Source organism: Bartonella sp. 220B, from assembly GCF_026930205.1.
Classification (GTDB): Bacteria; Pseudomonadota; Alphaproteobacteria; order Rhizobiales; family Rhizobiaceae; genus Bartonella.
In genome coordinates this window covers 256,246-271,016 of sequence record NZ_JANHOI010000001.1, presented here as the reverse complement: position 1 = coordinate 271,016, position 14,771 = coordinate 256,246, and the positions used below count along the sequence as shown (strand labels likewise).

General features: G+C 39.5%; 11 protein-coding genes. 2 read left to right on the top strand and 9 right to left on the bottom strand.

The annotated features are described in order from the left end of the window. Window positions 1-12: 12 nt before the first annotated feature. Window positions 13-1,053: a zinc metalloprotease HtpX gene (gene htpX, locus NPX99_RS01050; RefSeq protein ID WP_269029910.1), complete on the bottom strand. Its 1,041-nt coding sequence runs from the start codon at window positions 1,051-1,053 to the stop codon at window positions 13-15. 81 nt (window positions 1,054-1,134) lie between these two features. Between htpX and NPX99_RS01045 the strand changes: the two genes are divergently transcribed. After that, a complete protein-coding gene (locus NPX99_RS01045; protein ID WP_269029909.1) occupies window positions 1,135-1,350 on the top strand; it encodes a DUF1674 domain-containing protein in 216 nt (71 codons plus the stop codon). Between the two features lie 110 nt (window positions 1,351-1,460). On the opposite strand, the gene rpsP is transcribed toward NPX99_RS01045, so the two are convergent. The 4 genes from rpsP to NPX99_RS01025 all read right to left on the bottom strand — a co-directional run bounded on the left by rpsP (window position 1,461) and on the right by NPX99_RS01025 (window position 4,674). Then, window positions 1,461-1,826 carry a 30S ribosomal protein S16 gene (gene rpsP / locus NPX99_RS01040; RefSeq protein WP_269029908.1) on the bottom strand — a complete coding sequence of 122 codons (366 nt, stop codon included), beginning with the start codon at window positions 1,824-1,826 and terminating at the stop codon, window positions 1,461-1,463. Between the two features lie 33 nt (window positions 1,827-1,859). Beyond that, window positions 1,860-2,168 (bottom strand): chorismate mutase, encoded by a 309-nt coding sequence (locus NPX99_RS01035; RefSeq protein WP_269029907.1) that lies wholly within the window; start codon window positions 2,166-2,168, stop codon window positions 1,860-1,862. Between the two features lie 24 nt (window positions 2,169-2,192). After that, window positions 2,193-3,761, bottom strand: coding sequence for a signal recognition particle protein (gene ffh / locus NPX99_RS01030; protein WP_269029906.1), 1,569 nt, complete (start codon window positions 3,759-3,761; stop codon window positions 2,193-2,195). A 268-nt stretch (window positions 3,762-4,029) separates the two neighbouring features. Beyond that, window positions 4,030-4,674: a carbonic anhydrase gene (locus NPX99_RS01025; RefSeq protein ID WP_269029905.1), complete on the bottom strand. Its 645-nt coding sequence runs from the start codon at window positions 4,672-4,674 to the stop codon at window positions 4,030-4,032. A 265-nt stretch (window positions 4,675-4,939) separates the two neighbouring features. On the opposite strand from NPX99_RS01025, the gene NPX99_RS01020 reads away from it, so the two are divergent. Next, complete coding sequence (locus NPX99_RS01020) at window positions 4,940-9,628, top strand: NAD-glutamate dehydrogenase (protein ID WP_269029904.1); 4,689 nt, start codon at window positions 4,940-4,942, stop codon at window positions 9,626-9,628. Between the two features lie 181 nt (window positions 9,629-9,809). Here the strand turns inward: NPX99_RS01020 and NPX99_RS01015 are convergent, their stop codons facing one another. The 4 genes from NPX99_RS01015 to NPX99_RS01000 form a co-directional block, all read right to left on the bottom strand. After that, a complete protein-coding gene (locus tag NPX99_RS01015) occupies window positions 9,810-10,865 on the bottom strand; it encodes a DUF2125 domain-containing protein (RefSeq protein ID WP_269030024.1) in 1,056 nt (351 codons plus the stop codon). A 153-nt stretch (window positions 10,866-11,018) separates the two neighbouring features. Further along, a complete protein-coding gene (locus tag NPX99_RS01010) occupies window positions 11,019-11,759 on the bottom strand; it encodes a glutamine amidotransferase (protein WP_269029903.1) in 741 nt (246 codons plus the stop codon). Between the two features lie 95 nt (window positions 11,760-11,854). After that, a complete protein-coding gene (locus tag NPX99_RS01005) occupies window positions 11,855-13,414 on the bottom strand; it encodes a heme biosynthesis protein HemY (RefSeq protein ID WP_269029902.1) in 1,560 nt (519 codons plus the stop codon). Between the two features lie 11 nt (window positions 13,415-13,425). Continuing rightward, window positions 13,426-14,607: a COG4223 family protein gene (locus NPX99_RS01000; protein ID WP_269029901.1), complete on the bottom strand. Its 1,182-nt coding sequence runs from the start codon at window positions 14,605-14,607 to the stop codon at window positions 13,426-13,428. Window positions 14,608-14,771 lie beyond the last annotated feature (164 nt).

Below are 14,771 nucleotides of genomic sequence, written 5' to 3'. Positions count from 1 at the left end.
AGAACTCTATGATCAAAATTTCTTTGTATCTTTATAACGAAGCCAAGAAGGACGCTTTGTAACGCGTTGAAAGCCATTATTTTCACGATCACTTGATAGATGGGTTTCAGCACCACGATTCAGATACCCATAATCTAATCCCGTGCTTTTTTCCTGCAAATCACCTTCTCCATTCCATCCCATATCTTTAACTATTTTTTCCTTCATTTCTTCCGCTTGCCTATAAAGAGCAGCAATGCGATTTGCCGTTGCCGGATGGGTAGAAAAAAGGCTATCAGCTCCTTCACCACTCAAGGGATTAATAATAAACATATGCGCTGTTGCTGGATTATGCTCCGCTTCTTCATTATAGATTCCTCGTCCACTATCGGCAATTTTACGCAATGCCGAAGCTAACCATAATGGATTTCCACATATTTCAGCCCCGCGACGATCAGCAGCATATTCACGCGTGCGACTAATCGCCATTTGCACCAGCATTGCTGCAAAAGGCGCCACAAGCAGAGCTATAATACTGCCAAGCCCTCCACCATGAGAATGTTCTGAAGAATGACGCTGCCCGCCCATAAAAAAAGCAAAATTACCAAGCATCGAAATCGCTCCGGCAATCGTTGCAGTCAAGGTCATTGTTAAGGTATCACGATGTTCAATATGTGCTAGCTCGTGTGCCATAACACCGGCAATTTCCTCTGCACTCAACTTCTCCAACAATCCAGTACTTGCAGCAACGGCCGCATTTTGAGGATTGCGTCCTGTCGCAAAAGCATTTGGCTGTGCACTCTCAATAACATAAACTTTTGGTTGAGGAAGAGAAGCTCTCCTAGCCAAATCGCTTACAATTTTATAATAAATCGGTGATGAATTCTGATCAACTTCACGCGCACCATACATGCGTAAAACAATTTTATCCGAATTCCAATAAGAAAAAAAATTTAAACCGCTTGCCATCAAGAGCGCAATGATCATACCCCCGCCCCCCCCAACAAGATAACCAACTCCCATAAAAAGAGCGGTCATAAAAGCCAAAAGCATAGCTGTACGCATTATGTTCATTACTCAAAAACTCCATGATAAAAATCAATTTATATTATATGATGGGGTTTTCTTTCTGCTTCTTCAAGGAATAGGGATAAAATGGCTAAAAAAGACGAGCAAAAAAACAAACAAAACGCAATAGTTGATAAACAGCAATCCCTTTGTGCCGCAGCACAACGCGCCTTAAACGAAGCTGAAGAAAGACGCAAAAATGAAATCCATGAAAAAAAACCTTTAGAAACTGGTGGACGCGGCGGCAAAGACCCTTCACGTTATGGAGACTGGGAAATTAAAGGCCGCACGATTGATTTTTAAAAAAATCAATCGCCCCTTAAAGAAGTTCCGTTTTTGATAAACAAAAACGGATAATAATCGTTCTTCTTTATAAAAGCTTTTAAAGGCTACAATTGATATATTTTCAATTATCACGCTTCTTCTGCTCCTGCAGCAGCAGCTTCTTCAGCAGCTTGCTTTGCAGCAGCTATACGTTCTTGTGCTTTTTTACCAGGCTCACCTTTGCGTGGATTATTGCGCGCTGGACGCTTTTTTAAGCCAGCTGCATCTAAAAACCGTAAAACGCGATCTGTTGGCTGCGCCCCTTGGCCAAGCCAATATTGGATACGTTCTTCATCAAGTTTTACACGCGGTCCATCTTTAGGCAACATTGGATCCCATGCACCAACACGTTCAAGAAAACGCCCATCGCGCGGACTACGAACATCCGCAACAACAATATGATAGTAAGGACGTTTTTTTGAACCTCCACGGGACAAACGAATTTTTAATGCCATATTTTATCTCCTATTGTCAGTCCTGGCTTTCGTTTAAATTGATTCACTTCTTTGTCCTTCAGCAATAATTTCATGCTGACGTACAACCTCTTTAATAACAAACTTCAAAAATCTTTCAGCAAAATCGGGATCGAAATGACTCTCTTTCGCCAATTGTCGCAACCGCGCAACTTGGCTCTGCTCACGCTGGGGATCCACTGCAGGCAAATCATAACGGGCTTTTAAGTACCCAACGGCTTTTGTACAGCGAAACCGCTCCGCCAAAATATGAATCAACGCTGCATCAAAATTATCAATGGATGCCCGCAAATGCGCTAATTCATCCAACATTTTTTCCTGCATTATATTTCCTTCCCTCTTTGCATCTTATTTTTTCTTGGGATGCTGAGGAAAATTTCCCCTATCGGCACTACCATTGGAAAGACCAGGAAATGTAAGTCCACGCCCTGGAAGACCAGGTAAGACCTTGCCCCCATTACCACCTTCAATTTGTTTTTGAAGTACTGAAAATTGCTTTGAATCGAATCCCGATAAATCAGGTAGTGCTGCAGAATCCCCACCAACAGCTCCCATACCACCAAATCCCATTTTAGAACCAAGTGCCCCAAACATTTTCCCCATCAAACCACCCTTGCCTTTACCCCCTATAGCTTTGACCATATCAGCCATTTGGCGATGCATTTTCAAAAGCTTATTAATATCCGCAGCACTTGTACCAGATCCTTTAGCAATTCGTTGTTTACGGCTATGTTTCAAAATTTCAGGATTAGCGCGCTCTAAAGGTGTCATGGACGAAATAATAGCCAATTGACGATTAAACAAACGGTCATCAAGTCCCGCCGCAGCAATTTGATCTTTTACCTTCCCTAAACCCGGTAGCATTCCCATAATACCGCCCATTCCACCCAGTTTTTTCATTTTCTGCAATTGTTCTGCAAGGTCATTAAGATCAAATTTTCCTGCCTGCATTTTTTTTGCAAAAGCAGCCGCCTTTTCATGATCCATTGTTTCCGCAGCTTTTTCAACCAAAGAAACAATATCGCCCATTCCAAGAATACGATCGGCAATACGACGAGGATGAAACTCCTCTAAAGCCTCTATTTTTTCACCGATTCCAATTGCTTTAATCGGTTTTCCAGTCACGGCACGCATTGAAAGAGCAGCACCACCGCGACCATCACTATCCATACGTGTTAAAATAATACCTGTAATTCCCACCCGCTCATCAAAAGAGCGTGCAAGATGAACAGCATCTTGACCCGTAAGACTATCAGCAACCAACATAATTTCATGAGGCAGGGAACACGCTTTAATTTCAGCCAATTCGAGCATTAAAGCTTCATCAATATGGTTACGTCCCGCTGTATCAAGAATCAGCACATCATAACCACCCAATTTTGCTGCCTGTACAGCACGTGACGTAATATCAACAGGAGACTGCCCCGTAATAATAGGCAAACTTGCAAGTTCTGCCTGCTCTCCTAACTGGCGCAGTTGCTCTTGCGCTGCAGGACGGCGTGTATCTAATGACGCCATGAGAACTTTTTTATTATTTTTGTCAGTTAACCGCTTTGCGAGTTTTGCTGTCGTTGTTGTTTTTCCGGAACCTTGCAAACCAATCATCATGATAACAACAGGTGCCGGCGCATTTAAATCACTCAGAACGCCTTCATTTCCAAGGACATTAACCAATTCGTCATGAACAATTTTAACAACCATTTGGCCCGGTTTAATTGATTTAACAATTTCGGCCCCAACAGCTTTTTCACGAACCCTATCGGTAAAAGAACGTGCGACATCAAGTGCAACATCGGCTTCTAACAAAGCACGACGAATTTCGCGCAACGCTTCTACTACATCCTGATCCGACAAAGCTCCACGCCCTGTCAAATGAGACAGTATGGAACCAAGCCGCTCTTGTAAGGATTCAAACATTCTCTACCTCATTGCTGCATAACAAACAGGACTGCATAACAAACGAACCAAAATGACATCCGAGAACGCACCGCGCCGTCGGATGTTGACCTCTGAGATCTCTTTATACCCTCAGAATTGGGGTCTCAGTCGGTTGCTCCAAAATTAATTTGGTCACTGAAAGCTTGTTCTTTCAAACAATAAAACCCTACCTTTGTCAAGATTTATCATATAATAGCTTCACTTTTAAAGTTATTTTATGAAAGAAAGAGAATGTTACACTTCAAAATTACCCAACCTCAACACGCACAAAACAACCTGTTTCTTGTTCTATACTCCACAATTCACCGCTTGAAATATCGAACCAAACCCCGTGTAATGTCAAAACACCCTGATCTTTGCGCGTCTTTATCCACGGAAATGTCTCTAAATTTTTTAACGAATGATGAATAGAAAGCTGCTCTAATGCGATCTGCTGTTCTAACATAGTTAGAGATTTATTACTTACAACCGTTTGTGCAGCTGGTGCCAAAAGATCGATCCACTGACCAATAAAGTCTTTTGATGATAAAGACTTGTACGTCTCTTTAAGAGCAGTACTCACCCCTCCACAATGAGCATGACCAAAAACAACAATATGCTTAACTTCAAGCAATTTTACAGCATATTCAAGAGCTGCAGATGTTGCATGATATTGGTTATCAGGAGAAAAAGGGGGGACCAAATTTGCTACATTGCGCAGTGTAAAAATTTCACCAGGTTTGGCATCAAAAATCGTTTCTGGTACTGCCCGCGAATCACAACACGCAATGACCAAAACTTCAGGTTTCTGCCCTTCAAGCGCCAATTGTTGATAATGCGTCCTTTTATATGAAAAGTGATTTTTTATAAAAGTTTGGTAACCGCTTAAAAGTCTTTCTGGTAAACGCGTCATTCTTTACTTACTTTCATTATATCTATTGTGCAAAACAAATTCTTAACATAGAAAAATACTAAAAATATCCTTTCATCTATGCATAATTATTCCCTTAAGATAAAAGATTATTACTGTACAATAGAAGAAACAAGTTTACCCTTTTTCAGACTTTCTCAGAATAAATAACTATTCTCTTTGGGCAGAAGATGTTACAGTGGAAAAGATGATATAATGGTCTATTTCCATGAAGAAAAGACCCTAAAAGCAAAAAGGGAAGATTATCGTGTTACAACAAAAAGCAGCAGAAACAAAAAACAATCAAAATGAAATAGAACAAATCCTTTTTGCTCATACCGATAAAGAAGATATCGTCTGTTATGTAGACGAAGAACTTCAAAAAGCCGCCACCACTGCTGTTGAAGCTTTCAATCGCCATCAAGCAGGAAAAACGATCATCTGCTTTGAACAAAACTTAACACGTAACAATAAACCTATAACTGTTATTACCCTTGTAAACGATAACAAGCCTTTCTTGCTCGATTCTATTTTAAATGTCTTTAATCAGAACAAAAACCACATTTATTTGATTGCACATCCCGTACTTGATTGCGCCTCTGGACAACGCATCAGCCTGATGCAAATTCATATCGAGTTCTTAAACGAACAACAAAGACAAACACTCAAAGAAGAACTTACCCTCGTTCTTGAACAGGTTAATGCAGCGGTACAAGACTGGAAGCCTATGCTTAAAGAGGTTGAAAAGCATATTCATATTTATCAAACAAACCTCCCACAACATTATAAACAAGAGGGTGAAAAAGCCATAGAGTTTCTTCACTGGTTGATGGACAATAATTTCATCTTCCTTGGTATGCGCACTTATCACTTCATCAAAAACCAAGAACCTACAAAAGCCTTTATAGCCAGCGATGTTGAACTTGGTATTCTTACAGATGCCTCTATCCGTATTATCGGTGATGCACGTGTAGAAGAACCTCCCCAAGAAATTTTATCCTTTATGGAAAGTGATAATTTGCTTATTGTCACAAAAGCAAACAGTCGTTCAAGAATTCACCGCCCTGTTTGGCTCGATTATATTGGTCTTAAAATCTTTGATAAAGAAGACAAGCTATGTGGAGAATTGCGCATTGTAGGATTGTTCACCTCCTCAGCTTATACACACTCTATTTTGCAAATCCCTTTCTTAAAAGAAAAAGCCAAAATCATCATTCAACGCCTTGGACACAGTCGCACTGACTATTCTGGAAAAGCACTCATTAGTGTTTTAGAAACCTATCCCAGAGATGAAATGTTTCGTTCCGACGTTGATACATTAACAGAAAATGCCAAACTTATTCTGCAATTAGATGAACGCCCCCGTTTACGGGTGCTTGCCCATACGGATTCTTTTGGACGCTTTGTTTCTATACTTGTCTATGTGCCCCGTGATCAATACAGCAGCAACATTCGCGAAAAAATTGGCGAATATTTTGTCGAAACCTACCAAGGTGATTTTTTTGAATCCTATCCACTCTTTTTAGAAAGCACACTTATCCGTGTTCATTATATCATCCATCGCAAAGGAAGCGAAAGCGCGCCTGTCATCGAACGCATGACACTTGAAAAAAACGTTCGTTCCATAGCACAAAGTTGGGAAGACAGTGTTCAAACCATAGCTCAAACCCGCAAAGCGACAGATCAGCAAACGCGTTTGGCGAGCCAATTTCCCAATAGCTATCGTGATTTATTTTCAACTGAAGACGCCATTGAAGACGCGGGACATATTTTAAGCCTTAATGATAAAAAACCTCTTTTTGTTACTTTTTATCATGCACACAACAAAGACAAACGAAATATTTCTCTCCGGCTTTTTCACCGCCACGAAGCTCTTGCCCTTTCTAAACGTGTACCCCTTCTTGAAAATATGGGTTTTCGGGTCATTACTGAACAAACGCTTGAATTACCAGATGGCAACGGACACTCTGTGTATCTTCATGATATGCAACTGGAAAGCGCTTTCCAACTTTGTATCGATTTTGATAAAAACAGTCAAAAGCATGCCGAAACATTCGAAGCCATTTGGTCGCAAAATGCGGATAATGATGCCTTTAATGCTTTAACTCAGACAGCTGAGCTTAATTGGCGAGAAATTGTCATTTTGCGCCATTATGGACGTTATCTCCAACAAGCTGGAATTCCTTATTCCCAAGACCGCGTTGCTCAAACTTTAAACGCTTACCCTGATATTACACAAGATCTTTATGCTTTGTTTCATTTGAAATTTCATCAAAGCCATACAGAAAAAGAGCGAGAAAAGAATCAACAGATTATTCAACAACGCATTGAAGAAAAATTACAGAAAGTATCCGGTTTAGATGATGATCTCATCTTACGTCGTTATCGTAATCTTATCGATGCGAGTTTACGAAGCAATGCCTTTACTCCTCTAGAAAATGGTGATCCACGACGTATTTTAGCAACCAAGCTAGATCCTCGCCAAATTGAAGGCTTACCTGAACCGCGCCCCTATAGAGAGATTTTTGTTTATGGACCAGAAGTTGAAGGGGTTCATTTGCGTTTTGGTCCTATTGCCCGCGGCGGAATCCGTTGGTCTGATCGTGCACTCGATTATCGCACTGAAGTTTTGAGCTTAGTCAAAGCCCAACAAGTTAAAAATGCTGTCATCGTCCCTGTTGGAGCAAAAGGTGGATTTTATCCTCATCACCTTCCTCAAACGAATGATCGTGCTGTCATAATAGAAGCTGCACGACAAGCTTATATTGACTTTATCACAGCTTTGCTTTCTATCACCGACAATCTGGTTAACGGCGAAATAAGCGCTCCTCACAATATCATTTGTCATGATGATCATGATCCTTATTTTGTTGTTGCTGCCGACAAAGGCACAGCAACATTTTCTGATACAGCTAACACCATTAGCCAAGCAAATCACTTTTGGCTTGATGATGCTTTTGCATCTGGAGGTTCAGCAGGTTATGACCACAAAGCCATTGGGATTACAGCGAAAGGTGCGTGGGAAGCCGTTAAAAGACATTTTCGAGAATCCTTTAATCACGATATTCAAACAACCCCCTTCACCTGTATTGGTGTTGGTGATATGTCTGGTGATGTTTTTGGCAATGGAATGCTTCTTTCCAAACAAACAAAACTTATTGCTGCCTTTGATCACCGCGATATCTTTATCGACCCAAATCCAAACATAAGTGAAAGCTATGCAGAACGTATGCGTCTCTTTCAACTTCCTCGTTCAAGTTGGCAGGATTACGATCAAACAAAATTATCAAAGGGTGGTGGTATTTTCTCACGGACAATGAAAACCATTACTCTCTCACCCGAAGCCGCGCAAGCGATTGGTTTTGAAAAACAAACAGGAACCCCCTTTGAAATTATCTCTGCTCTTCTCAAAGCACCTGTTGATCTTTTATGGTTTGGCGGCATTGGTACTTACATCCGTGCAACAACAGAAACGGATGCACAAGTAGGGGATCGTGCAAATGATGCACTCCGCATTACGGGTGATCAAGTTCGTGCAAAAGTTATTGGTGAAGGAGCCAATCTTGGTGTCACACAACGCGGTCGTATTGAATATGTCTTAAATGGTGGGCGATGCAATACAGACGCTATTGATAACTCTGCAGGTGTTAATTGTTCAGATGTTGAAGTCAATATCAAAATTGTTTTAGCGTCAGCGCTTCGTACAAAAACACTCACCCGCGAAGCACGTAATGAACTCTTAAAAAAAATGACTCCCCAAGTTGAACAATTAGTCCTACGCAACAATTATCTACAACCCCTTGCTCTTTCTCTAGCTGAAAGCCAAAGCGTTGCAGATTTACCTTATCAAATACGTTTTATGCATGATTTGGAACAGAAGAAACTTCTCGATCGCCGAGTTGAAATTCTCCCTGATGAACAAATTTTGCGGCAAAGAATAACACAAGGTCAAGGACTGATACGTCCAGAACTCGCTGTCATTTTGGCATATGCAAAGCTAACCCTCAAAGAAGAAATCGCCCATAGTGCCATTGTTGATGAAAGTTATTTTGACAAAATCTTATTACACTATTTCCCCACGCAAATTCAGACAAGTTTTGAAAAAGAAATCATTAACCACCAATTGCGTCGTCATATTATTGCCACCCTCATTGCCAACGATATTGTGAATCGTGGAGGGACTACTTTTGTGAGTCGACTCCAAGATGCCACTGAACAAAAGGTTGAAAATATCATTCGTGTTTTCATCACATTGTGTGATGGCTTTGAAATACCCCAATTGTCTGATCAAATTGATAAACTTGATAATAAAATACCAGGTCTTGTTCAAAACAAATTTTACGCAGCCATTACGTCAATGCTTTTTGAAACAACAAATTGGGGCTTGCGTAATATGGATCTCTCGATTCCATTAGAAGAACTTGTAAAAACAATAAAGCAAGCCCGTACTGTTCTTGAAGAACTGCTGACACATTCCAATGATAAAGATATCAATCAAAAAATTAAAGAAAAAACAAATCATTATAGTGAAGAAGGTGCACCAAAGACTTTAGCAAAGCAATTAGCTCTCTTGGATGCAGCTCCCATAATTTGTGACATTTCTTTGATTGCAAAACAAAGCAACAGCGACCTTATTAAAACAGCAGAGATCTATTTCTCACTTGCGCAAATTATTCGTATAAATCGCATTAATGAAGCAAGTCGCACAATTCCTGTCCTTGATTATTATGATAGTATGGCCTTAAGCCAAGCTAAAGAAAATATTGCTGAAAGTTTACGCAAAATTGTTCTGAAAATCCTAAAAAATTATGGCGCGAAAGAGAATTCCTTCGCAGCTTGGAGTAAGACAAAAGAAGATCAAATTCATAATGTAACAAATCGCATTGGTGCTCTTATTGAAAATGATCTCAATATTTCCCGCTTTACCTTCGCAGCAGGTATGATTGCACAACTTTAAAATATACCTCAGATTGAAAAGAGAGCAAGATAATCAAGTTTTAAAAGCCATCATTTTCCTAGTCAAGGATAATCACCAAAGTAAGAATGAAGCTTTCCATCTGCACTGCGAGACATAGCACTTAAAAGTACTTTATCTTAGTAGCAGAATTGATGGCATAATTTTAAAACTCACCTTAGATTTAAAGCGGTGCAAGACGTCCTAGTTTTAAAAATCCTAATTTTGCCCATCCATGATTAATAACCAAAGAGAGAACAGGGTTGCCATCTGCATTTTTAGGCATCACACCTAAAACAAAAAATAAAGTCTGCAGATTATTGGCTTGCTCGGGAAACAAACGTTGCATAGTCGTAAGAAGCTCCATATGCCGAACAAAGACAAGCTCAAAATTTGCTGTCAAATATCCTTCATTATCGAAGGAAAAAGGTCCACTAACACGCAATACACCCCCTGTATGAAAAATCAATTCACCGTGCTCTAAAAGTCCATTTTTCCTATATAAGCGCTTTTTCCAAATGTCTTTTCCATTTTCAAACAGATAACCCACATCATTGAAAATCCATTTCAAATTGCCATCAATTTTTGGAAAATCAATAAAATAAGGTGCAAAAAACAGAGAAGCATCAAAATCATCGAAAGTAATATGCCCCGATAAATGATTTTTTTCATGTTTAAGATCAAGTCGCAAAAATTCTGCTGTTATTTTTTGGGGTACATTTTTTTGATCTAACGGAGGAAAAATCACATCCGGAACATCTTTCAAAGCTTCTTGTTCTCCAGCCTTTTCTTGTGTTGCCTTTTTGTTTTTCGTTTGTGGTTCTAATTTTCTTTGAAATTTTTGTTCTTCAAGAGATGAAGCGATAGTAGAAATTTCAATCCCTTCAACCATAAGCTTAAATATCTTGCCTGTCCTCCAATAAGGCTCCGTTTCAATCACCAGATTGCGCCAATGTGATGCGATAGGCGCTTTTCCAGCAAAAACAATTGATGTAGGGGAATGAACATTAAACTCTACAAAATGAGGGGCATAAATTGGTGCACCAACCGTTAAACGCTCCGTTGATAAGGAAATCCCGTGCAAAGGCCAAGCAAACTGAAATTGATCACAAACAACACCAATACGTAAGGGATAACCATTTTTGCTAAGATGCTCACACACAAGCGTCATATCATGAGTGGACGCCCTAGAGAATAGATTGGAAATATGGTCCTCTATTTTACGTGAAAAAAAAACCAGAGTGAACTATAAATAAGTATCAGAATAAGACACAAGAGCCCACCAAGCAAAGTGCTCAAAGAAAGGCTTTTTCGCAGTGATGCCAAGTAAGAAAACATAGACAAAATTAAAACTTTCCTTATCTTAGATGAACAAATTTCTTAATTTTTACGCCTATGTAACAGATACACAAAAAATCTGTTGCAATGCATTTTCAAACCATTGGCTCAAAGCGTGATCATAGATCAAACGACCTTTCAAATGTGCAGAAGCAGGCTGAGCACCTTTTTCGGTCAATTTGTGTGCCGAACGAGCCACTAAACGCCGCATCATAGCACGCGTAAATTCGGCATGAAATTGCAAACCCCATGCATTTTTTCCATAACGGAATGCTTGTGTAGGATATGTATGTCCTGTTGCCAAAAGCACCACCTCTTTAGGTAAATCATAAATACCTTCATCATGAAAATGATAAACCATTTCTGGCCAATCCATTAATGCCTTTCCTTGTGAGGTTGCTTCTAGCGGATACCAACCAACTTCAACAGTTCCATCACTTCTTGTACCAACACGCCCCCCAAGATTCCGCGCTAGCATTTGTGCGCCAAGACAAATACCCAAAAAAGGTTTATTTTCTTTCAGCGATAGGGAAATCCAATCGATTTCTTCACCAATATAGGCGTCCTTGTCATTCACACTCATCGGTCCCCCTAAAATAACAACACCAGCATAATGCTTCAATGTATCGGGGAGTTTTTGTCCTAAAAGAGGGCGATAAATATCAAGCACAAAACCACTTTGTTGCAAAAATTTTCCCAAACGACCAGTATATGTAGAGTGACGATGCATAACCACCGCAATTCTTGGTTTGCACTTTCTTTGCTTTTTATCAAGACATCTTTGATGTAGAAACATTTTTTAACCAATCACTTCTGCAACAAAATCAAATTTCATTTTTCAAATATAAGAAAATAATTTTAGCGAACAATATTCACTACACCTTTCTTTATTTAAAAGAAACGAAATTTCTTTTTTGACAAAAATGCACCTTCTTCTTCTGCTTTAACCCCAGGATCATCAACATTTAAGTGGGTTTTATTGAATATCTTGATATCCTGATTTTCTGTATCTTGTTTTTTTACTTGTGCATGATGCAAAAGAGCATCCTCTACAGGAGGTAATTCTTCAAGCATCTTAGCTTCAACATCAGCACTTTTTTCCACAATATCTTTTTTATCTTGTTTTGATACAATATTCGTAGCCTCCAATGTAAAAGGAGGTAAACGGGGTGGCGCTTTCCATTCAAAACAGCCCAAACGACCAGTTATTGGAGAAACCACTGACCAAGAAGGAAAGACAGCCCCATCACACATCCACACCGGATCGCGTTCAGCACGAAGTGCCAAAGAAAGCCATTGACGTACTGCTCCTTGATTGTTTCCTTGTGCCTCTTCAATATCTGCCAACAATAAATAAACACTTTCCCGCGGATGATACTGAAGGGCTTTTTCAGCCTGTTCCTTTGCCAATGCTGTTTCACCAGCATCCAAAGCAGCTTTGGCAATAAGGAAAGCTGCTTCAAATGTATCTTTATTATAAGAAGCGAGTGTTTTGGCTCTTTTCAACCGTCCAACAGCTCCTTCTTCTCTTTCAAGATAAAGCGCTCCCAAATCAGGATGAGGTTCCTTTTGCCAAGTGGCAATAATCATTTTATCAGCTTTACGCATTTCATTGAGTTTATAAAGAATATCAGCAGCAATGACTACAATTGGAACAAAATCAGGTGCCAATTTATGTGCTTTCAAAATGGCTGCCCGTGCTTGCGCAGGATGTGTTTCAAACAAATGAAGCGCTTTTCCACACAACAACAAAGCTTGCGTATGTTGACGTTCCGCAGTTAAACGGATTGTACGTGGCAAAACTTTTTGTGCACGTTCAAAAACAGTAAGTGCCTTATCCCATTCACCCTCAACACTCAATCGATCAAGCACAGCTTGATTTGCCCACAAAAGTGCTGGTGATAAAGCCAATGCTTCTTCTGCATAGTGTTGTGCTGCTTCATAGGCTTTGCTTTTTATAGCTTCACGAAACAAACCATAGAGCCCCGCTAATTGTGTTGGTGCTTCTTTTCTCATCTCCTCATAAAGATTGATGGCAGAAACAGAGTCATTTTGCAAAGAGAGGATTTGAGCTTGTAAGAGTTTTACCAACGGTTCCTGTTTATCTGCAAAATATTTTCCAACACGTGCCTCCATTTGTTGTGCCAAAACACCATCGCCAGCAAAAACGGCAAGAATACCCTGTGAAAGAGCTTGATAACCGCGCTTTTTACGACGTTGATAAAAATAATGAGAGAGAGCACTAGGTACAGAAAAAAGAACAGATAAAAGCCACCATGAAAGCGCTAACACTCCGAGCAATAAAATAAATGCGCACAAAAGCGTTAACAATGAGACAGAAAACCGAAAATGCAAAAATGTTATAACAAAAGTACCATTATGATTAGCAACCCATCCAAAAGCTAAACCGATCAAACATACAACAAAACTGTAAATAAAAACACGTATCATCTTGCGCCTATTTACCTCTTCAGAGCCTTAACAGATCCCTGCTGTGCAGAGAATAGCAACTTCTGAAGCAGCTGATGAACAGCAATATGTCTTTCAAGTTGATGAACAAAGTCCACCGAAATATCTTTTGCATTTTGGGGTAATGTTTGCCATTCACTCAAAGCTTTTTCGTAATCACCTGCTTGAATAGCAACTTCCATTCGTGCTACAATTGCTCCTAACGTCATGCCTTTAACATTTCCAACAGGACGTGACACAACTAAACTCTTTATCCATGCCAAAATCCTTTCAGAAAAACCGGCATCTGCAGCAACAGTATTTTGCACACGAACAATTTCATCCGCAACACTAGCAAAACGCATAGCAAGTTGCGCAGAACTTGGAAGACCTATAGTGGCTGTTTCTTGTAATAAATCAAGTCCATCAAATGAAGGAGATAATTGCTGTAATGTTTTCAATTCACCACTATAAGATCCGCCACGCTCTACAGCATTTTTTAAAGAACTGATCGCAATAAACTGCGCAGTGCTGATTTCTTTTTTCTCACTACCCTTAGCAGCAATTTCTTTCTGTACAGTTTCTAACCGTTGCTTTAAGAGAGCAAGAGTACTTGCATTGTTTTGTCCAACGGACAAAGCCGTTTCCATATCTTTTGATACTTCAACGAAAGATTGTATAGATTCTTCAAGACTTTTCACTTTTTCTTCCAAAGCAGTCAAAGCTTTTTTGCTTTCTTCTTGCGATATTTCATCAGTTTGAATTGTTTCAACTTGTTGTGATGAAAAAGAAGAAAATTTTGTTTTCAATGTATCAATTTCTTGAAGCACATATGCCAATTGCTTTATTGTTTGTTCACCCTGACTTTTTGCAATTTCAGCAATCTGCAAAGCTTTTTCTTCTCCAACACGATTTTCCACGAAATAAGAAGGAAGCACACGCGCCCATTGCAACCCCATGAAAAGACCTAAAGCAATAAGACCACCTAAAATTCCTGAAAGAAACAAATACAGCCAAGTCATGTGCGATATGGATTGAAACCGCATATTCTTGTTTTGTTTGTCTATTGCATCCAATTCTGCTGAATTTTTTATGTGTTCTGAATCAGGATGCACAGTTTCATGCTCAATCACAGGCTTTTTACGGCGCGTACCGACATAATGTGGTTTAACTTTTGGTTTTGAAGAATCTACCATTTTAGTCACTTTTTGTGCACATTTTTATATAAGGATAAAATAATAAAATGAAAAAAGTTTTAAAAATGAAGCTTTTCTCAAACATGATAGCTTGTTTTATAATCTTTTTACAAAGAGTATAACTTTACATAAATTTTCAACGCCACATTTTTATCCGCAACATT

Bases quoted from the DNA above. Each gene is read 5' to 3' on its own strand.
- htpX (WP_269029910.1), bottom strand. From the start codon at position 1,053: ATGAACATAATGCGTACAGCTATGCTTTTGGCTTTTATGACCGCTCTT.
- NPX99_RS01045 (WP_269029909.1), top strand. From the start codon at position 1,135: ATGGCTAAAAAAGACGAGCAAAAAAACAAACAAAACGCAATAGTTGAT.
- rpsP (WP_269029908.1), bottom strand. From the start codon at position 1,826: ATGGCATTAAAAATTCGTTTGTCCCGTGGAGGTTCAAAAAAACGTCCT.
- NPX99_RS01035 (WP_269029907.1), bottom strand. From the start codon at position 2,168: ATGCAGGAAAAAATGTTGGATGAATTAGCGCATTTGCGGGCATCCATT.
- ffh (WP_269029906.1), bottom strand. From the start codon at position 3,761: ATGTTTGAATCCTTACAAGAGCGGCTTGGTTCCATACTGTCTCATTTG.
- NPX99_RS01025 (WP_269029905.1), bottom strand. From the start codon at position 4,674: ATGACGCGTTTACCAGAAAGACTTTTAAGCGGTTACCAAACTTTTATA.
- NPX99_RS01010 (WP_269029903.1), bottom strand. From the start codon at position 11,759: ATGTTTCTACATCAAAGATGTCTTGATAAAAAGCAAAGAAAGTGCAAA.
- NPX99_RS01005 (WP_269029902.1), bottom strand. From the start codon at position 13,414: ATGATACGTGTTTTTATTTACAGTTTTGTTGTATGTTTGATCGGTTTA.
- NPX99_RS01000 (WP_269029901.1), bottom strand. From the start codon at position 14,607: ATGGTAGATTCTTCAAAACCAAAAGTTAAACCACATTATGTCGGTACG.